Source organism: Thiomicrospira sp. ALE5, assembly GCF_900112445.1.
In the GTDB taxonomy this organism is placed as follows: Bacteria; Pseudomonadota; Gammaproteobacteria; order Thiomicrospirales; family Thiomicrospiraceae; genus Thiomicrospira.
In genome coordinates this window covers 791,125-811,622 of record NZ_FOYY01000003.1, presented here as the reverse complement: position 1 = coordinate 811,622, position 20,498 = coordinate 791,125, and the positions used below count along the sequence as shown (strand labels likewise).

17 protein-coding genes are annotated in these 20,498 nt (G+C 45.6%); 11 read left to right on the top strand and 6 right to left on the bottom strand.

The window, feature by feature from the left end; all coding sequences use genetic code 11:
• Positions 1-96: 96 nt before the first annotated feature.
• From ppc to BM293_RS03960, 4 genes are all read right to left on the bottom strand, one after another.
• Complete coding sequence (ppc, locus tag BM293_RS03975) at positions 97-2,901, bottom strand: phosphoenolpyruvate carboxylase (RefSeq protein ID WP_093446981.1); 2,805 nt, start codon at positions 2,899-2,901, stop codon at positions 97-99.
• A gap of 120 nt (positions 2,902-3,021) precedes the next feature.
• The gene (ppa, locus tag BM293_RS03970; RefSeq protein ID WP_093446979.1) at positions 3,022-3,552 is read right to left on the bottom strand and encodes an inorganic diphosphatase; all 531 of its coding nucleotides are present in this window, start codon (positions 3,550-3,552) and stop codon (positions 3,022-3,024) included.
• A gap of 91 nt (positions 3,553-3,643) precedes the next feature.
• Positions 3,644-4,618: a class 1 fructose-bisphosphatase gene (locus tag BM293_RS03965; protein WP_093446978.1), complete on the bottom strand. Its 975-nt coding sequence runs from the start codon at positions 4,616-4,618 to the stop codon at positions 3,644-3,646.
• A 77-nt stretch (positions 4,619-4,695) separates the two neighbouring features.
• Positions 4,696-6,240: an MltF family protein gene (locus BM293_RS03960; RefSeq protein WP_093446976.1), complete on the bottom strand. Its 1,545-nt coding sequence runs from the start codon at positions 6,238-6,240 to the stop codon at positions 4,696-4,698.
• A gap of 80 nt (positions 6,241-6,320) precedes the next feature.
• Between BM293_RS03960 and BM293_RS03955 the strand changes: the two genes are divergently transcribed.
• From BM293_RS03955 to rlmB, 3 genes are all read left to right on the top strand, one after another.
• Positions 6,321-7,712, top strand: a complete 1,392-nt coding sequence (locus BM293_RS03955; RefSeq protein ID WP_093446974.1) for a dihydrolipoyl dehydrogenase — start codon at positions 6,321-6,323, stop codon at positions 7,710-7,712.
• Positions 7,713-7,776: 64 nt separating this feature from the next.
• The gene (gene rnr / locus BM293_RS03950) at positions 7,777-10,149 is read left to right on the top strand and encodes a ribonuclease R (RefSeq protein ID WP_093446973.1); all 2,373 of its coding nucleotides are present in this window, start codon (positions 7,777-7,779) and stop codon (positions 10,147-10,149) included.
• Entirely contained in the window at positions 10,142-10,873 is a 732-nt protein-coding gene (gene rlmB, locus BM293_RS03945) for a 23S rRNA (guanosine(2251)-2'-O)-methyltransferase RlmB (RefSeq protein ID WP_093446972.1), read from the top strand. Before rnr ends, rlmB begins: the two co-directional genes overlap by 8 nt.
• Before the next feature lie 29 nt (positions 10,874-10,902).
• Here the strand turns inward: rlmB and BM293_RS03940 are convergent, their stop codons facing one another.
• Complete coding sequence (locus BM293_RS03940) at positions 10,903-12,114, bottom strand: PfkB family carbohydrate kinase (RefSeq protein ID WP_093446970.1); 1,212 nt, start codon at positions 12,112-12,114, stop codon at positions 10,903-10,905.
• Positions 12,115-12,564: 450 nt separating this feature from the next.
• A complete protein-coding gene (locus BM293_RS03935; protein WP_093446969.1) occupies positions 12,565-14,133 on the bottom strand; it encodes an inorganic phosphate transporter in 1,569 nt (522 codons plus the stop codon).
• A 143-nt stretch (positions 14,134-14,276) separates the two neighbouring features.
• Here BM293_RS03935 and BM293_RS03930 point away from each other — a divergent pair, with 143 nt between their 5' ends.
• From BM293_RS03930 to BM293_RS03895, 8 genes are read left to right on the top strand one after another with little or no spacing between them, the layout of a single operon-like run.
• On the top strand, positions 14,277-15,146 hold the full coding sequence (locus tag BM293_RS03930; protein WP_093446967.1) for a 23S rRNA (adenine(2030)-N(6))-methyltransferase RlmJ: 870 nt from the start codon (positions 14,277-14,279) through the stop codon (positions 15,144-15,146).
• Between the two features lie 17 nt (positions 15,147-15,163).
• Positions 15,164-15,682, top strand: a complete 519-nt coding sequence (locus BM293_RS03925; RefSeq protein WP_234968887.1) for a Na+/H+ antiporter subunit E — start codon at positions 15,164-15,166, stop codon at positions 15,680-15,682.
• Positions 15,679-15,981 (top strand): MrpF/PhaF family protein, encoded by a 303-nt coding sequence (locus tag BM293_RS03920; protein WP_093446966.1) that lies wholly within the window; start codon positions 15,679-15,681, stop codon positions 15,979-15,981. Before BM293_RS03925 ends, BM293_RS03920 begins: the two co-directional genes overlap by 4 nt.
• Positions 15,968-16,282, top strand: a complete 315-nt coding sequence (locus tag BM293_RS03915) for a cation:proton antiporter (RefSeq protein WP_093446964.1) — start codon at positions 15,968-15,970, stop codon at positions 16,280-16,282. Before BM293_RS03920 ends, BM293_RS03915 begins: the two co-directional genes overlap by 14 nt.
• The gene (locus tag BM293_RS03910) at positions 16,269-17,195 is read left to right on the top strand and encodes an MnhB domain-containing protein (protein WP_093446962.1); all 927 of its coding nucleotides are present in this window, start codon (positions 16,269-16,271) and stop codon (positions 17,193-17,195) included. The genes BM293_RS03915 and BM293_RS03910 overlap by 14 nt, the downstream gene beginning before the upstream one ends.
• Positions 17,188-17,490, top strand: coding sequence for a cation:proton antiporter subunit C (locus tag BM293_RS03905; RefSeq protein WP_093446961.1), 303 nt, complete (start codon positions 17,188-17,190; stop codon positions 17,488-17,490). Before BM293_RS03910 ends, BM293_RS03905 begins: the two co-directional genes overlap by 8 nt.
• Entirely contained in the window at positions 17,487-18,962 is a 1,476-nt protein-coding gene (locus tag BM293_RS03900; protein ID WP_093446959.1) for a complex I subunit 5 family protein, read from the top strand. The genes BM293_RS03905 and BM293_RS03900 overlap by 4 nt, the downstream gene beginning before the upstream one ends.
• On the top strand, positions 18,959-20,488 hold the full coding sequence (locus BM293_RS03895) for a complex I subunit 5 family protein (protein WP_200770594.1): 1,530 nt from the start codon (positions 18,959-18,961) through the stop codon (positions 20,486-20,488). Before BM293_RS03900 ends, BM293_RS03895 begins: the two co-directional genes overlap by 4 nt.
• Positions 20,489-20,498 lie beyond the last annotated feature (10 nt).

Below are 20,498 nucleotides of genomic sequence, written 5' to 3'. Positions count from 1 at the left end.
AAAAAGGATCAAAATAATTTGGCGCCCATTATACCCAATAGGGCGCCAATTACCAAATCATCAGCATGTAGCCTATTGCAGATTAAAAGGTAATCCCTAACCGGTATTACGCATACCGGCTGCGATGGCATTAATGCTGTTTAATAAGGGTTTTAACCAAATATCCTGTTGCTGTTCATCGACGCTTTCGTCTTTGTAGCGTTTGAGCAGCACGATTTGGATATGATTGAGTGGATCCAAGTAGGGATTGCGACGCTGGAGCGATAGCGCAATCGAAGGTGTTTCAGCCATTAAATAAGGGTTGCCACTTACCGATAATGAATGTTCACAGGTTCGAGCGTGTTCCTCTGCAATCATCGTATAAATATGCATAGCTTGATCCCGGTTACTGGCTATTTCACAATACTCTTTCCCTGTATTAAGCTGGGTTTTGTAAAGTGCCATTTGAATGTTACTCAACAATGCACGGAAAAATGGCCATTGATTGTACATATCTAGCAGGCCTGCTTGGCCATGGCGTTTAACCCATTCGTCAATGGCATAGCCAGTACCAAACCAAGCTGGGAAGGTGAGGCGAGCCTGTGCCCAGCCAAACACCCAAGGGATAGCACGGATGGATGATTTAGACAGGTTACCTTTTTTACGATGTGAAGGACGCGAGCCAATGTTTAATAAACCAATTTCGTTGACGGGTGTTGCTTCATAAAACAGTTTAAAGAAGCCATCAGTATGATCGGTAAGTAGGCGGTAGGCTGATTCCCCATCCTTGGCGAGCTGCTCCATCGTAGTCAGGTAAGCAGGGTTATCCTCTGTAATTTCTGTGACTAAACCAAGCGACGCTTTCATTAGGCCTGTCACACCAAGCGATAATTCATAGTTTGCGGTTTCAGAGTTACTGTACTTATAAGATAGTACTTCGCCTTGCTCGGTAAATTTAATTTCACCGCGTACAGTTCCCGTGGGTTGTGACAGGATGGCCATGTGAGTAGGACCGCCGCCGCGGCCAATCGTACCACCTCGACCATGGAATAAGCGACAATCAATTTCAAATGCATCCGCTACTTTCATGATTTTCTGTTGAGCCTGATAAAGTGACCAAGCCGATGACAGATTACCTCCATCCTTGGCAGAGTCAGAATACCCCAACATGATTTCTTGCTGGTTGCCGCTGGCTTTTAATAAGGCGTGATAAGTTGCATTATTAAATAGACTTTCAGTGACTGGTACAATATGTTCTAAATCTTCAATGGTTTCAAATAGCGGGGTAATGTGAATATCACAATAAGGCTCGCCAGCATTATAGCCTGCTAGACCTGCTTGGTGAGCAAGGAATAGCACTTCCATGACATGGCTGGCTTGATGTGTCATCGAAATGACGTAGTTATTAAAGGCCTTGGGGCTGATTTCCTTGCGAAGTTCTCTCAGTGTATTAAAGACTTCAAGTACTTCTGCGGTCATTGGTTCTAAGGCTAAGTGTTGCGTATCAATAATAGTGGCTGAGCCAATATGTTTGGCAAGAAGTGCCAATTTTTCGTTTTCACTCAACGCATTGTAGTCAATGTCAAGGTGGCTGAGAAGTTCTGCCACAGCTTCAGTATGTACGGTAGATTCTTGACGAATATCTAAGCGCATCAGATAAAAGCCGAAGGTTTCAACTAAACGTATGAGATCTCTGAGTGTTGCATTTGCGACACTTTGATCACCATGATTACAAAGGGAGTCATGAATTAATTGTAAATCTGCTAAGAACTCATCTTCTGAACTATAGGCAAAACGTGATGACGGTTGCGGTTGTTCGTTGTTCAAACGTGCTTCAATGTAGGCTAGATTTTCTCTGATGCGTCCGCGCATCAAATATAAGAAGCGACGATAGGGTTCGTCCTTAAAGCGTTCTGCACGCTTGTGGAAAACCTTTTCAAGTAAATCTGCATCTACAATCGTGGCACGGTTAATGATGTCTTGGTGGATATCACAAATATGCCGCGAATGAGTAAGCATAGCGCTGAGCTCAAGTAAGCGTTTTTCATATTCATATAAGATAGCACGCGATTGAAGGTAAATCGCTTCGCGAGTGGTTTGGTGGGTGACAAAAGGATTGCCATCTCGATCTCCACCTATCCAAGAGCCAAAGGTTAAAAATGGCGGGACTTGGTGGGCAATGTCTGGATAGTGTCGTCCTAAAGCACGCTCAAGATACCGGTATACTTGGGGAACTGACTGAAATAATGACTGTCGGAAGTAATAAATACCATTGCGAATTTCGTCGCTAACAGTGGGTTTGGACTGCCGAACTTCATCAGTTTTCCACAAAACTTGAATCTGATAGCGTAGTTTATCTATAACATCTTGTTTGGTGTAACTGTTGTTGTGTTTTTCTGCTTCGTTAAGTCCGTCGAGCGTAACAAAGATACGACGAAGGTTTTCCATAACGGCACGACGTTTTGATTCAGTCGGATGTGCGGTGAATACCGGTATGTACTTGATACGCCCCAGTAGTTTAGAGACATCTGCACTTGATAATCCGGCTTCCTTAAATTCGCCGATGGTTTGTAACATCGAACCAAACCATAAGGGACCGTCAGATTTCAGTTGGCTTTGGCGATCATGATACTGATGTTCTTCTTCAGCTAGGTTGGCTAAACTGAAATAAATGTTAAATGCACGAATAATCAGAATTAAATTTTCTGGTGTTTGCTGCTCGATAAACTCAACGAGGGATTGGCGCAGCGCAGGGTCATCTTGATCACGTAATTGGATGTAACCACGACGAAGTTTTTCAACTGCGTCTAGGGTTTCCTTGCCGACTTGGCTTTCAATGACTTCGCCTAGCAGTTGGCCGAGAAGTTTTACGCGCGCGCGCAACTGTTTATCGTGAGATTCAGTTTGAGCAGATACATTCATGTTAAACAATTTCCCAAAAAAATTTGCACAATTATAGCAGAATTATTAGGGGTGAGGCTGTTTAGATGGATGGATTGGCAGGCTGTTTGCCGCCAATCCTATGTGATAAAGTGAGATTAATTAGCTTAAGCCTTGGTAGCGTTTTGCACCTGTTTGGATTTCAGCAAAGGCACCTTCAGCATCTACCCAGCCTTCAATTTTAACCCACTTTCCTGGCTCTAAGTCTTTGTAATGCTTAAAAAAGTGTTCGATTTGTTCTTTAAGAAGAGGGATTTGATCAACCGCGGTGATGTTTTTGTAAATTGGGCTGAGCTTATCAACAGGTACCGCGATAACTTTCGCATCTTCGCCGCCATCATCAGTCATTTTTAACATCCCTATTGGACGACAGCGAATAACTGAGCCAACGAGCAGTGGGTGAGGCGTAACAACCAGCACATCTACAGGGTCGCCATCATTGGCAAGTGTCTGATTGATGTAACCATAATTGGCTGGATAGGCCATGGTAGCACCTTGGAGGCGATCTACCCAGACAAGGTCAGTGTCCTTATCCACTTCATATTTAATGGGCGGCGCAAAGGCTGGGATTTCGATAATTACGTTAATATCATTTGGCAGGTTTTGTCCTGCGGGTACGGCTGCATAACCCATGTCATATCCTTTAAAGTATTGAGTCTGTTAAAACAACACCACCCGCAGGGCGGGTGGCTGGATAAAATCAAATGTATTGGGTTAAAAGAACCTAGTCTTTTAGGTAACCCATCGCTTTTTCAACTTCGTTTTTAGAACCAAGCATCACGGGGCAACGCTGGTGAATGCCTTCTGGGTTAACATCCATAATGTGTTCGCGACCTGTGGTAGAAAGGCCACCGGCTTGTTCTACAATCATGCTCATTGGATTGCCTTCGTACATAAGGCGCAATTTGCCAGGTTTGTTAGGTTCACGGCTGTCCCAAGGGTACATGAAAATACCACCGCGCACTAAAATACGGTGAACTTCAGCAACCATAGAGGCTACCCAGCGCATGTTGTAACGCTTGCCAAGTGCGCCTGTTTCGCCTGCTAAACAATCATTAATATACTGGTTGGTGCCTTCTTCCCAGAAACGCTGGTTAGACATGTTGATGGCAAACTCATTGGTGTCTGCTGGGATTTGAACCTGTTCGCGGGTCAATACGAATTCACCAATATGACGATCTAGGGTAAAGAAGTTAACGCCTTTACCGGTAGTGAGTACTAGAATGGCTGAGGGGCCATATAGAACGTAACCGGCGGCAACTTGTTTACGACCATTTTGTAGGTAGATGCTCTGATCGTCACCTTGGCGGCTGTCATCGGGTGCTTCTAAAATAGAGAAGATGGTGCCAACCGAAAGGTTTACATCAATGTTAGAAGAACCATCTAACGGGTCAAATAATACCAAGTATTTACCTGATTCTGTACCAGCAACGGTATAGTCTTCTTCTTCAGAGGCAATGCCTTTTACACAGTTGTCTTCAACTAGAATTTTTTTCAGAAGGTCATTAGAAACCACATCTAAGAGTTTTTGTGTTTCACCTTGAACATTTTCAGTAACACTCGACCCCAAAATGCCCGCTAGATCACCTTGACCCAGTTTATGAGAAATCTCTTTACAGGCAATCATGATGTGGCTGATAACTTGTTTTAGCTCGCTATTGACCTCATCACGCTTTAAAATTTCATGTAATCTAATCATGGATTAACTCTCAGTTGGTTTGAAAAATTGGGTAAATTCTAACCTTTTCGGCTAAAAAAACAAGTTTTTTGCATGGTTTAGTCCGTAACTGTTGGGAAAAGTAACGGGGTTTGGATGGTTGGCGTACGGCTCATTCGTCGTTCCTGTACAAGGCTGAGTGTGCTGGTAAATGTAGTTTTATGGCGTTGCACACTTAATACATAATTTACTGTTTCATGGCCAATTCGACGACGAGCGATCTGTTCAACATTATAGAACCAGATGTAAGGATTTAAGCCTTCTCGTTCTGCCTCACGTTGGAGTTGCCTAACACGTGTTTGTCCAGCGTTGTATGCTGCAAGCGCAAAGTTCAGGCTTTCTTCAGCGGTGTAGTCCGGTCCTGCAAAAACTTGGTGCTTTAGGTAAGCCAGGTATTTTGTACCAGCATGGATGTTGTGCTCAAGGTCATTAATATCATGGATATTAATGGGTGGGGCTGCGGCAGTGCTGGGACGAATTTGCATAATGCCGACCGCCCCGCGCCCACTAGTCAAGTGGTTGCGAAACCGTGACTCTTGAAAAGCGACTGCGGCTATTAATAACCAGTCAAGGTCGTAAAAATCAGCATAAAGTTCAAAGTAGGGTCGAAGTTGACTGAGTCGGTCAAAGTTTTCAAGGGTGATATCGGCTGTTTCAAGCCAGCTATTGTCATTAAAGTATTTGTTAAAGAGTACGTTACTTAAATAACGACCTGGTCTTGCTTGGCGTTCTATAAAGTTATTGAGTGATTCTAGTAGCTGAGGATTATTATTTCTCACTGCCCAAGCAATTTGACCTTCTTGATGAAAGCGGATGTGGGGATGGAGTAAAAGATTGGGTAGTACGCTTGACCAGGCTTGGGCAATATGATCATCAGCAACAGTAAAATCGACAATTTGGGTGTTGACTAATTCGAGAATATCTTCAGCATCAAGCATGCTCGGCGCAGTCATAATGTCGATGGGTTGTAAGCCGAGTCGGCCTAAAGCCTGATTGGCCAACAGTAAATTAACCATATAGCTACTCTGCGCGACCACCATGACCCTTCGGCCAGAAAGGTCTTCAAGACGCTCAATGTGCGGCGCATTGATATGGCTAATCAATATTTCGTTAACACCAGAAATGTATGGTAGGGTGAATAATGCTAGGTTTTTGCGGGTTTCAGTTATGGTTAAACCTGCTGCGATAATATCGCCTCTTCCCTCGTTAAGGGCATCAAAAAGTTGGTCAAAAGGGGTGGGGATAAATACAAGATGCGTTTGGTAACGCTGTTGAAGGGGGCCACGATTCAGGGTTTGTTCGTAAGCGCGTAAAAACTCATATTCTAATCCAAGTTTGCCATGCTCAGCCATAAAATAATGAGTTCGATTATAGCTGATTAAGACTCGGATAAGCCTGCGCTCTCGCATTTCATCTAAATCACCCAAGAATGGTTGGGTAAGCCTGTCATGGTAGGAGTGGGGATTGGAATTATTGGGTTGACCAAAAGCGGTATTTAATGTGATGATGGCGCTAAAAATAATGATGAAGGTCACACACGCCTGTACCAGTTGGCGCGCTTTATGTTGGAAAAAAAACTCAATAATTTTTAGTCGGTTATGCATTGTTGTAACCCCTAAACATACATGCCGATTTTAGATGGTTGAGACAGTATAAGCCAGTATTTTAAGAAGAGACTTTGAATATGACCTCCACGCAGCACATTAAAAAAGTAAAGTTTGCCATAATTGGTGCCGGCTCGGCGGGGTTAACGGCTTGGAATGAAATAAAGCAAGTAACAGATGATTATGTGTTGATTGATTCCGGACCATTGGGCACAACATGTGCTCGAGTCGGATGTATGCCGTCCAAAGCGCTTATTCATATTGCTGAACATTACCATAGCTGGCATGAGGCAGCCTCGCTTGGAATTGAAATGCCGGCGCAACCCATCTTGCATAGTGATCAGGTGTTTGAACGTGTGCGACGCTTTCGAGATAGGTTTACATCGGGCCTGATAGCGAACACAACAGATACATTGACAGAACAGCATTTTATAACCGGACGTGCCGTTGTTTTCTCAAACGGTGAAGTTCATGTGAATGATCTTGTTATTGTTGCCGAGCGACTAATTGTTGCGGTGGGTTCGAAGCCCATAGTGCCGGATGACTGGTTAGAGAACCTTGGTGATCTGGCATTAACTAGTGATACAGTTTTTGAGCTAGATGCGCTACCAAATAGGCTAGCTGTCATCGGGTTGGGGGTCATAGGTCTTGAGCTTGGCCAAGCGTTTGCACAGTTGGGTGTAGAGGTTGAGGGCTTTGATGCACAAGCGCAAATAGGCGGTTTGCAAGACCCGATTTGTAATGACTTTATGCAGGAGTATGTTGCTCAAGACATGCCGATACATTTAAATCAGCAGGTTGTGCCGCTTCGTGAGCAAAATCAGGTTAAAATAACCTTCTCGGATGGTGAATGGGTAGGCGATAAAATACTGCTTACACTGGGTAGACGACCAAATAATGATTGGCGTTCTGAATCCTTGCAAGATTTGAATATCGACCCACAAACCCTGCAGTTAGGTGATTTACCTATTTTTGTTGCCGGGGATGCTAGCGGCTTTCATGGTATTTTGCATGAAGCGAATAGAGAAGGCAAAACTGCAGCACAAAATGCTATAAACTATCCAGAGACGAGGGGCCGTTGTAATTTAACCCCTTTGGCCATTGTATTTAGCCACCCTCAGTTATGTAGACTGGGTGTGGCTTTTAGTGATCTAGATCTCAGTGCAACGATTATTGGAACCTTTGATCTAAACTGTAATAATGGTCGTGCTATTGTGATGGATCAAGATTACGGGCGTATTCGCTTGTATGCTGATAAACAGAGTGGGCGCTTGTTAGGCGGGGAATTAGCAATGCCTAGCGCCGAACATCTTGGCCATCTATTGGCTTGGTCAGTGCAAATGCAACTGACCTTAAATGAATTGTCAAACATGCCTTTTTATCATCCAGTATTGGAAGAAGCCGTGCAAAATGTCATAGACACGATGTTGGATGAGTTTAATGCTGTGCATGGATTGGCGAAAAATAAATAGGGTTGGGATAGTAGTCTAAAGAAGACGCATCCTGTCCCTCCTAACTTAAGTAAGATGGAATAGAGTGACTGAACAAACAAATACACCCGTCATAGATCCCTTTGCTGATCGTGAAGCTGAAAAATATGACAATCCTATCCCAAGCCGGGAATTTATCCTAGAACACCTCGAAGAACTACAAAAACCTACTCGATTAGGCCCTTTGGCTAAAAGCCTTGGTATTGATGAAGATGATGAAGAGCGTTTTGAAGCCTTATCGCGCCGGTTAAAAGCCATGCTTCGTGATGGTCAATTGATTAAAAATCGCCGTGGTGCGTTTGGCCTATTACAAAAAATGGACCTTATCAAGGGATCGGTCACTGGCCACCCCGATGGTTTTGGTTTTGTGGCAAGCGATCAAGTAGAACGTGATTTGCTGCTATCCTCGCATGAGATGCACAAGGTTCTACATGGCGATGAGGTGATTGTGTCGATCATTGGTGAAGATCGTCGAGGACGCCAAGAGGCCGCTATTGTTGAAGTAACTCGTCGTGCCAATGAAGAAATAGTAGGCCGCATCCACTTTGAGCAGGATCTTGCCTGGGTTCATCCAAATAATAATCGCATTACGCAGGATGTATTCATTCCAGCGGATGGTTTGTTAGGCGCGACAGAAGGTCAAATTGTTCGTGTGTCTATTATGATGCATCCATCACATCGTCATGGTCCTGTGGGTAAAATCGTTGAAGTGTTAGGTGATTACATGGCACCAGGCATGGAAATCGATACCGCTATTCAAACGTTCAATATCCCCAATAAGTGGTCAGAAGCCTTGTTAACAGAGTTAGAGGCTATTCCGTCGGAGTTAACAGAGCAAGATTATGCCGATCGTAAAGATTTACGCAGTCTGCCATTAGTGACGATTGATGGTGAGGATTCAAAAGATTTTGATGATGCCGTATTTGCCAAAAGACGTAAAAACGGCTGGCGTTTAGTTGTAGCTATCGCCGATGTATCACATTACGTTAAGCCAGGCACAGAGTTAGATAAAGAAGCTTTTGAACGAGGTAATTCGGTTTATTTCCCACAACGGGTTATTCCGATGTTGCCCGAAAAGTTGTCGAATGATCTATGTTCTTTAAACCCCCATGTCGACCGGGTGTGTATGGTCTGTGATATGTCGATATCCGAAGAAGGCCAGCTTGAGAGAAGTCAGTTTTATCAAGCGGTGATGAACTCCAAGGCACGTCTAACCTACAATCAAGTTCATCAAATGGTAAATGATTCGACATCAGCCCTTAGAGACGAGTTTGCGCCGGTCGTGGCTGCGGTTGACAATCTGTATGAGCTGTATCAAGTTTTACATGCGGCCCGTGCTAAGCGCGGCGCGCTGGAGTTTGATACCGTGGAAACACGGATTGTTTTTGATGGCGAGCGAAAAATTGACAAGATTGTTCCCGTCGTTCGCAACCAAGCGCATCGATTAATTGAAGAATGTATGTTGATGGCCAATGTTGCGGCTGCGCGTTATTTAAAATGGCACAAGCTTCCTATTGTTTATCGTGTGCATGAGCCACCAAAAGCTGAAAAGTTAACCAAGTTACGTGGTTTTCTAAAAGACTTTGGTTTGGCACTTGATGGTGGCGATGAACCCACTGCGCAAGATTTTGATAAGGTGTTGCAAGCGGCACAAGGTTTACCATCAGAGCACCTGATTAAAACTATTATGTTGCGTACCATGAACCAAGCAGTGTATCAGCCAGAAAACAAAGGTCATTTTGGACTGAACTTTGAGCACTATGCTCATTTTACTTCGCCAATCAGGCGCTATCCTGATTTATTGATTCATCGTGCGATTCGACAGGCTTGGTTAAAACAAGGCGAACAAGGCTTTGCGTATAACGAAGAAGACATGACTCGAATGGGACGACATTGCTCGGATACTGAACGACGTGCTGATGAAGCGACCCGTGATGCCGTTACCTTCCTCAAGTGTGAGTTTTTATCACATCGTTTAGGTGAAGAATATGATGCGGTTATTAGCTCTGTTACCAACTTTGGGATGTTTGTTGAGCTTGATCCCCTCTACATTGAAGGCTTAGTGCATGTCACCGAGCTTGGCGAAGATTATTTCCACTTCGATGCAGTGCGCCATTGTCTAAAAGGTGAGCGTACTGGTAAGGTCTACCGAATTGGTGATCGGGTTAAAGTACAGGTTGCCCAGGTAGTGCTCGATACACGTAAAATTGATTTGCGTTTAATTAGTGGTACTGAGGAAGAGCAGGCTACATCGGATGCCATCAAACAGCCTGAAGAGTCCACAGTTGATGCAAATGAAGCTGCTCCAGAATCAGTTGAAGCAGAACAGGGCGAAGTGAAAAAAAAGCGGCGCTCTCGTTCGCGCTCACGACCGAATAATCGTAAACGTCGTTCACGCGCAAAGGCAAAGCATGACTGAAAAAGTCTATGGTTTGCACGCTTTAGAACCCTTGTTGGACAAGCACCCTGAGCAAGTTTTTCAGTTGGTTTTTTGTGAAGGGCGTTTGAATGCGCGGCAACAGTCCTTGCATGATCAAGCAATGCAATTAGGGGTGAAAATACAAACGGCACCTAAAAAAGTATTTGATCAGTTAGTGGGTGTCCATCAAGGAGTCTACGCAGATGTGGCTGCAAAGGCCGCCTATACGGAAGCGGATTTGATGGACTGGGTTGCTAATAAGCCTAATCCCTTATTGGTTTTCTTGGATGAGGTGCAAGACCCACATAATCTAGGTGCCATCCTCCGTACTGCTGACGCAACGGGTGTGACCGCTGTTGTGGTGCCAAAGAATAATGCTGTAGGGTTAAATGCTACGGTGCGTAAGGTAGCGTGTGGTGGCGCCGAATCAGTGCCGCTAGTAGTCGTCACTAACTTAGTGCGAACGATGGAGCAGTTACAGCAGCAGGGTGTGTGGTTTACTGGTTTGGCGGGTGAGACAGAGCAGACGCTTTATCAGGCTGATTTAACCGGTCCGGTGGCGATAGTCTTAGGCGCTGAAGGGAAAGGTTTGCGCCCTCTAACGCGCAAGACCTGTGACTATTTGGTAGCCATTCCGGTGCAAGGGCAGGTATCAAGTCTAAATGTTTCGGTCGCCGCAGGTGTGACCCTTTATGAAGCGGTTAGGCAACGCCAGTATCAATAAGCCGGTGTAACTATCCATAACTTACTGGTTTATTGCTCTGCAATATAAATAGCGCCGGTTTCTGGATCAATCTCCAAATCAACCGGTGTTAACTCTTCTCGCCAGCAAGGCCCTTCAACACAAACCCCGTCTTCGATTCTAAAAAACGCATCATGCACTGAGCATTTCATCGTCATTTCAAACGGGTTAATATCAATTTTATAAGCCTCATCCAATGGCACATCTTGATGCGGACAGTTATTTAAATAAGCCTTAACTTCATTGTCATGCTTAATTAACACAACCTTGTGTTGCAGCCCCGGAGCAGGCACGACGGTCGCACGAGAATTGGTAATATGTTTAATGTTCGCAATAGGTTTGCGAGTAACGAGAGGGTCTAAAAGATTATCTAAGCCCAGTTGTTGGCATTTACGTCGTGCCAGCTGATTGCCGGCTGAAACCGCCTCGGCTAGCGGCTTTTGGGCGATCAGCGCATCAACCGTGGCCGCAATAAAAGTATCGCCAGCGCCTAAGGTGTCTACAGGCTTAGGTAAGGCCTGAGTGGCTTGATGACAGGGCATGGCTCCGGGGGCAGCATACCAAGCTCCTTCACTTCCCCAGCTACATATTATCGTTGCTTGTGGAGCGCAAGATTGTAAATGATCAATGAGATCGGTGGCTGTTTGGAAGCCTGAAGCCTGGGCATAAGCAAAGCCTGTAAAAATAACGTTAACCTGGGTTAAAAGGCTTTCAAGACCATCTCTAGGCTTTTCCAGCTCAATTGAAATGGGTTGGTGGCTTAAAAAGGTTTTAGCAATGTTAAGCATACCACTTAGGGCTTCGAGGTTGCGTCCTTCAAAATGCAACCAATCAAAGGCCTCAATTTCAATTTTAGCAAAGTGGTCAAAGTCAACTTCAGGCAGATCACGAAAGTGAACAATGGTGCGTGAGCCATTTTGATTGTTAATTTGTACATAAGACGTAGGTGTTGAGCCTTGGATAAAGCGTTGAATATGGCTTAGGTCAATTTGGCGTGCTTCTAATGCGTTTTTTAATCGCTTAGCCGCATTATCGGTTGCGAGTGTAGCACAAAGGGCACAATCATGGCCCAGCTGTTGAAGGACCTGGAGATTGTTGGCAACATTGCCTCCTATTGCAAATAGTCGTTTTTCTGCACGTTGTTCAGAGTCTTCAATAGGGAAAGTGTTTACAAAAAGTTGTGTATCGAGAACGACATTGCCAATACCCAAAATACGTGCCATGGTAAATAAGACCCTTTGCTAATAATTAACAGCAAATTTTAACCTTAAGGCATTGATAGGTCACGTGTTTCGGATTAAAAACGTTTTTTATTTAAAAAAGTGCAAAATGTTACTTGCTTTTTAATTGGGTTTTGGGTTGTGCACGAAATAAACTTAAAAAACAACGAGCGTGCTTTTCAATAGGGGTTGACAAGGCTTTTATTTTCATATCTTATTGTTTTTATTGTATTTTTTGTTTTTCATGCTAAAGCATGATGTATTGGATTTATACACAAAGTCTGTGGATAACTTTGTGAGTTAATTTTTAAAAACCGCGCCAAGTTGTTACTATGACAGTCAAAGTCTTGAACTGATTAAAAAATAAGCAACCTATAACTATTCACAGTATTAAGTGTATAAAAAAACCTGCCAATATTGCAGGTTTAGTTAAGTCGCATATCTAATGAGTATTTAAGCCATCATCTTACTAATCGAGAAAAATAGACCCGCTGCGATTAATGCAGTAGCAGGGACAGTAATGACCCAAGCGGCGACTACTTTTAAAATCATTGAGCGCTTAACCAATTCTTGGTTATAGACTTTTTTAAGCCCTTTACGCTCCTTCTTAGTCAAGTGGGCATCATTCTTAAGACTCTTAGTTTTTAAGTCCTGTAACATGCGACCTTTTTCAGCCAGGTTTGCTTTATCAAAGCGACGTATAAACTCTTCGACAATTTCTCGCTCTTGGCCTTCATGATGCTCTTCAATTTTTTGAATCATACGCTGGTAGTTGGCTTTTAAGTACTCACGTAAAAAGCCTACACCAAAGATAGCACCAATCGTAACGTGGGTGGTACTGACGGGTAAGCCAAGTTGTGAAGCTAAAATAACCGTTAAGGCTGCCGCCATCGCAATACAGTAAGCGCGCATTTGATCAATATCGGTAATTTCAGAGCCAACGGTCTTAATGAGTTTAGGGCCATACAGTGCTAAACCAATCGCAATCCCCAATGCACCTACAACTAAAATCCAAAGGGGGATGGCGGCTTGTGAGCCACTAATATCACCTGAGGTGAGTGCATCATGAATCGCAGCAAGAGGACCAACCGCATTGGCCACATCATTTGAACCATGTGCAAAACTTAATAAGGCAGCGGCAAAAATAAGCGGGATAGTGAACATCTTGTTCACGCCATTTTTACAGTTTGAAGCCGCAATAGAAGCACGATTCACTAACGGACGGGTGATCAAGAAAACACTTGCTGCAACAGCTAAACCGACTAAAGCAGAGGTTAGGAAGCTAACCTTGATGATTTGACTAAATCCTTTCATCATCAAGTAGGTACCAAAAGCCCAGCCCATTAGTGCTAATAGCCACGGCACCATGCGTCGCGACGCATCCATCATATCTTCCTTGTAGGTAATGGTGCGTTTAATAGTATAGAGTAGCAAGGCCGCAATCAAACCACCAAGCATCGGTGAAATCACCCAGCTAGCAACGATTTGACCAATGGTTCCCCAGTTAACAATCGCCCAACCCGCTGCGGCAATCCCCGCGCCCATCACGCCGCCGATAATGGAGTGGGTGGTCGAAACCGGTGCGCCAAGTGCCGTGGCGATGTTTAGCCAAACAGCAGCAGCAAGTAGTGCAGACATCATCAACCAAATAAAGGCTTCGGTGTCATCTACATCAGCAGGATCAATGATGCCGCCTTTAATGGTGGTAATCACGCTACCGCCCGCAATGATAGCGCCTGCCGCTTCAAATACTGCAGCAATAATGATTGCGGTGGTGAGGGTCATCGCTTTAGAACCGACCGCAGGGCCGACGTTGTTCGCAACGTCATTGGCGCCGATATTCATTGCCATATAACCACCAATCATGGCGGCAATCACCAAGGTAAAGCTGATATGACCGTAATTGATAAAGGTGTATAGTATGACACCAATAATAAACAGTAACGCGATGCCTAAACGAAAGAGTTCTTTACGACCACGTTGACCCGCATCTTCGAGATGTTGAATATTTTTTAGTTCCATATATGATCCATATATATCAATTAACGAGCTGCAATAAAAATGTCAACGGATTGTAACACTTAAGAAATAAAAGTGAAGCAATTGTTTATCTTGTTGAAATACATATTGATTTTGTTGGAATTTAAAGAAGATAGGGTAGGAAAATGTTAAGTTATCAGCATGGTTTTCATGCCGGCAATGCCGCCGATTTGCTCAAGCATCTTGTGTTGGTGAACGTGCTGGATTATATGCTTAAAAAAGATAAACCCTTGGTTTATATTGATACCCATGCAGGATCGGGTGGCTATAGTTTGGCTGATGCGCAGGCTCAAAAGACCTTAGAGTTTAAACAGGGCATTGGACAGCTTTGGGTATTACCCAATCAGGTCTGGTCACCGAGCATAACCAATTATCTGGCCTTGGTAAGTGCCTTTGAACAGCAGGCTCGTCAACAGACACAGCAGCAGGTGTCTGGACGTTTTTATCCAGGTTCGCCGGCCATTGCGCAACTTTGCTTACGAGATATGGATCGCTTGGTCGCTTACGAGTTGCATCCGCAGGCCTTTTCACAACTCCAAGCGCACACGGCAACAGACCGGCGGGTTAAGATTTACCAACAAAATGGCTTTCAAGGACTGATTGCGCAAGTCCCTCCCAAAGAGCGTCGCGGGGTCATCTTAATCGATCCGCCCTATGAGCTTAAGCAAGACTATGACGAAGTCGTAACACGTTTGGTGGCCGCCTATAAACGCTTTGCGACCGGAACCTATTTAGTTTGGTATCCAGTGGTTGAGCGACGTCGGATTGATAAAATGTGGCGTGATTTAAAAGCCAGTGGCATTCGCAATATTGCGGTGTTTGAGCTGGGTTGGCAAGCCGATAACCCTGGTCGTGGTATGACGGCCAGTGGTATGATAGTAGTCAATCCGCCATGGACTTTAATGGCAACTATGCAGCAAGATTTAGCAGCACTCAAACAGGTTATTGCACCAGAAACTGGTTATTGGCATGCCGATATGTTAATGGCCGAGTAATATTAGTTGGAGGCGCCATGAAGATTGTTAAAGCCAATCAGACAAGGATGTCCCAGTTGTTAAGAATCTTGGGAATATGGGCTTTTTTGTTATTGATTTGGTGGGCTTTAGCGGCAGGACAGCTCAGTGGCTTTGCCTTGATATGGTCAGCTGCGGTGGCTATATTCGCACATTGGCTGTGGCCAACACTTCCTTATCGTCTATATTGGCGTCATTTCTTACCTTTGCTAGGCTTGTTTCTTCGCGCCTCAGTGGTAGGTGGGTTGGATGTCAGTCGACGCGCTTTTCAGCGTAAACCTCAAATTAACAGTTGTTTTATTGATTATCCATTACAACTGCCTGCAGGCTGGGCGCGTTCCGTCTGGGTGAGCGTCGTTGGCTTATTTCCGGGCACCCTAAGTGTTACGGATTCGGGTCAGGATGTACGGGTGCATGTGCTAGACGATGAAATGTCAGTTGACCAAGACTTAAAACAACTAGAGGCCTTGCTAGCCGCGTTTATTGGCTTGCAGTTACCGAGTCAGGAGTCATTATGATTGTCATTACGCTATGGTTTGCTGCTGGGTTATTGATGTTGCTGATCACGCTTGGACTCTGGCGCATTGTAAAAGGGCCGCATATTACTGATCGAATGTTAGCGGCGCAATTAGCAGGGTCAACCGGCGTCGCATTAGTGGTGCTGTTAGCATGGTTTATGGATAATCACGCTTTGTTGGATGTGGCCTTGTTGCTGGGCTTACTGGCGGCCATAAGTGGTATTGCTTTTGCCAAGTTATTACGACCGAAACAGGTCAGCAACATAAATAGGAGCCAGACGGATCATGTTTCTGATTGATATAGTCGCGCTATTAATGGTTGTAATAGGTTTGGTGTTCTTTGTCGCCGGAACCCTCGGCTTATTGCGCTTTACTGATGATCTTACCCGGCTACATGCCTTAACTAAAGCCGATAATCTGGGGTTGGGGTTTGTGCTGCTTGGCATGACGTTGTTGTTTTTTAATTTGCTGGTGATGCTTAAACTGTTATTGATTTGGGTGTTAGTGATAATCAGTGCGGCGACAGTCAGCCATGTGATAGGTCAGCGTGCCTACAAACAGTTGTTGCACCGCTCGGAGTCTCAAGATGATCATCGTTGATTTATTGCTTGCCCTCACTATTGTCTTAGTAGCGGCACGCTGCCTCTATACGTCAAATTTGGCGGAGTCGGTGGTGATGTTTATCGTGTTTGGCCTATTGCTATCCTTAGTTTGGGTCAGGTTATATGCGCCTGATACGGCCTTGGCCGAGGTGGCAATAGGTGCCGGTCTAGCCGGTGCGTTGTTATTGGCCACCCTAAGTCAGTTGCATCTTACTCACGCGGCTAAAGCCACCGCTATGGCAAGGATCAGTTTGATTATTCCGGTGCTGCTTGGCGGGGCGTTAGGAGTCAGTTTGTTAAGCTTGGTGCAGCCCGCGCCAGGTTTATCCGATTTGGTCATGAACAATATTACGCAATCCGGTGTGGAGCACCCCGTTACGGCGGTTCTGCTGAACTATCGCGCTTGGGATACGGCCTTAGAATTGGCCATACTCATGTGGGCGTGGGCAGCACAGCGTGCACTGGGACCTAACCTAGCTTGGCACGGGGTGAGATTGCAAGGATTGGTACTGGTGTATTTCAGCCGTTTAATGGTGCCATTACTGGCACTTGTTGCTGGATATGTTCTTTGGCAGGGTGCCTATGCACCGGGGGGCGCATTTCAGGCTGGGGCCTTGCTTGCCACGGCATTTATTCTGGCGTTTATTGTTCAACAGGCGCAACTCGGTCAGGCCAATCCTGCCGTTATTCGCCGGTTTATTCATCACTGGGCGGTTAAATTGTTATGGCTTGGCGGCTTGTTGGCTTTTTTTGTAGTTGGCTTAGCAGGCCTGCTTTTGGGGTATGGGTTTATGGGCTATGCCCCAGCCTATGCAGGTGCCTTGATTTTGGCAATTGAAATAGCCGCCACCTTTTCTATAGCGCTTATTTTGGCGGCGCTGTTTACCGGTGAGGGACGTCGTTATGAATGAAATCGCCATCTATTTAATAACCGGCTCAGTACTGTTTTGTTTGGGTTTATGGGGCGTGGTAATGCGTGAGCATCTATTGCACAAAATCCTTGGCGTCAACATTATGGGCTCGGCGGCGTTTATGCTGTTTTTAGCCTTTGCGGCACGAGCAGAACCGGCCGATGCGGTACCCCACGCCTTAGTATTAACCGGGATTGTGGTAGCCATCAGTGCTATGGCGCTTGCACTGGCGCTGATGAAACGCGTCGCCAAGGAATCCGAGCAACATCAAGCTACGCTGGAGGATTCGCAATGACGGTCTTACTGCCCGGTTTAGTGTTATTGCCGCTGATTGCAGGTGGGTTTGCAGCCTTATTTCGCCAACAAGGACGTTGGATAACGCTTGCCACTGGGCTAGGAATGCTCGTAATGTTGGTGTTACTGAGTATCGATGCATGGGGCGTGGGCCAGTATCAAGGATTATGGACCTTAGGTGGCTGGGAGCGACCATTAGCGATAGCTTGGTATTTAGATGATTTAGCCCATTTGATGCTGTTACTAGTGGGGCTGGTGAGCTTAGCCATTATGGCTTATGCTTGGTTTGATACTGAGACCTCAGATCATTTTTGGGGGCTGTGGCTAGGTGGCTGGGGCGCAATGAATGCGCTGCTTCTTTCAAGTGATTTATTTAATATTTACGTTACGATCGAGCTTCTAGGTTTAGTGGCGGTGGCGCTGGTGGCGCTATCGACCAAAGCGGGTGCTGCTGCCGCTGCGATGCGCTATTTGATAATTAGCTTAACCGGTTCGATGTTTTTTCTATTGGGCGTCGCGTTGATCTATGGCCAATATGGGCGTTTAGATCTCATTGGCTTGGCTGAAGTGGTTGAGCATAACTGGGTTACGCATTTGGCCTGGAGCATCATGTTATTAGGCCTGCTGGCCAAAACAGCGGCTTGGCCGTTACACGGCTGGTTGCCGCTGGCACATGGTCGTGCACCGACGGCAGCGAGTGCCTTGTTGTCGGCGTTGGTCATTAAGGCGTCGTTTTATTTAATGTGGCGATTTGGCGTGGGACCTTTTGCCGCGCTCAGTAATGAACTGATCGCTATGCTGTTAGCGCTATTGGGTACGATGGCTATTTTTTGGGGTTCTTGGCGTGCCTGGAAAACGCCGTTGCTTAAAGAGTTAATCGCTTGGTCAACGGTGGCACAAATCGGTTATCTGCTTATTGGCTTGGCCATCCTATTTAATCCGCAATCCATATTGACCGTTTCGGAGCAATTTAACCCGAGTTTACTGTTATTTTGGTTAATTGCGGCCCATGCCTTAACCAAGGCGGGTTTATTTTTAGTCGCGGGCAATTTAATTTTGCTGACGCACAGTTATCAATTAAAAGATCAACTCGCTGTTTTGTGTAACTCCCCTTTAACCTTGTGGACACTGGGCTTGGGCTCGGTAGCCTTAGCAGGCCTGCCTTTAACATTGGGTTTTATCGGTAAGTGGTGGTTAATTGAATCAAGTGTGGCCTTAGGTCAGTTTTGGTTGCTCGCACCTTTGATATTAGGTGGGGTATTTACGCTGGCCTATATGGGGCGTTTATTGCAACCTGCGTTTGAGCAGCGTTTGCTGTGTCAGTATGCACCCAAGCAGTCCGATGGCCGTCCGGCAGAGTGTATCAGTGAGCGCCAATTAGCTTGGCCATTACTGGCTGTGCCTTTCATCCTCGTGTTAAGCGTATGGGTATTAGCCTTGTTTCCGCTTTATCCATGGGGGGCGACCTTATGATCGAACAACTAATTAGCTGGACGACGGCTTATTCATTTTGGCCGTTGGTCATTATGGGCTTGTCATTTGGTGTGGCGTTATTGGTGTTTTTAATTGCCGAAGAGCGTGTTTGGTTGCGTTCAAGTGTTAACATCGCTGCGGCACTCATTAAGCTGGTGTTAGTGTTGGCGTTAATGCCCAGTTTGTTGCAAGGACACACCTATGAGTTTGGCTGGACGCTTGTGCCCGGCTTGACAATTCTGCTCAAAATAGATGGCTTGGCCATGCTATTTTTGGTGTTGTCAGTGTTTTTATGGTTGCTTACCACCCTTTATGCCATAGGTTATTTAGAGGGGGGCGTAAATCGCGCGCGCTTTTTTGGATTTTTTAACCTCTGTGTCAGTGCCACCACCGGTGTGGCCATGGCCGGTAACCTATTCACCTTTATTATTTTTTATGAATTGCTGACTTTAGCAACCTGGCCGCTGGTGGTCCATCGTGGCACCGAAAAAGCCTTGCAGGCCGGTCGAGTTTATTTGCTCTACACCTTGGGCGGGGGCTTGGTGTTGCTTACCGCCGCGATTGGCCTGCACCTTTTAGTGGGTACGCAGGCGTTTGTGGTGGGCGGTTATTTAAATGACTATTGGGCGGCTAATCCAGATATGGCGCCAATATTGTTTGGCTTAGGATTAGTGTTTATTGCCGGTTTGGGTGTGAAGGCCGCGTTATTTCCATTTCATGGTTGGTTACCCACAGCGATGGTGGCACCTGCGCCAGTGAGTTCCTTGTTGCACGCTGTCGCCGTGGTTAAAGCCGGTGCGTTTGGCCTAGCGCGCTTTGTCTATGAAATCTACGGCATTTATGTGTTTAGTGATTTGTATTTGCATTGGGTGTTGTTGGGCATGGCCAGCTTTACCATTGTCTATGGGTCGGTGCGCGCATTATTTCAGCAGGATATTAAAAAGCGCTTGGCTTTTTCAACGGTTAGCCAAGTGTCCTATGTGGCGCTTGGTTTGGCGCTGGCAGGACCAATTGGCGCTATCGGCGGGTTAATTCATATAGTGCATCAAGGATTTATGAAAATTACGCTGTTTATGGCCGCCGGTAATTATGCCGAAACCCTAGGGGTGCACAAGATTAAGGAGCTCAATGGGGTTGGCCGAGTCATGCCATTGACCACGCTAGCCTTTACGATAGGGGCACTGGGCATGATTGGTTTGCCGCCTTTGGCCGGATTTATTACCAAATGGTATTTGGGCTTGGGTGCGTGGGAAAGTGGTTTTTATTGGGTGATTGGCGTATTAGTTATTTCCAGCTTACTCAATGCCGCTTACTTTTTACCGACGATCTATCGCGCTTGGTTTTTACCGCCACCAACCCAATGGCCGCATCGTCAGGTGCTGAGTCAGCGTTTTGAAACCCACTTACTCTTGTTAGTGCCGCCATTGGTGACTACGGTAATGATTATTGTCTTAGGTGTTTGGGCTGGTCATTTAGCCACCCCATTGGGCTGGGTATCGGCTCTGGTCGCGAGCGAGTTTGAGTGAGTGAAGCAAT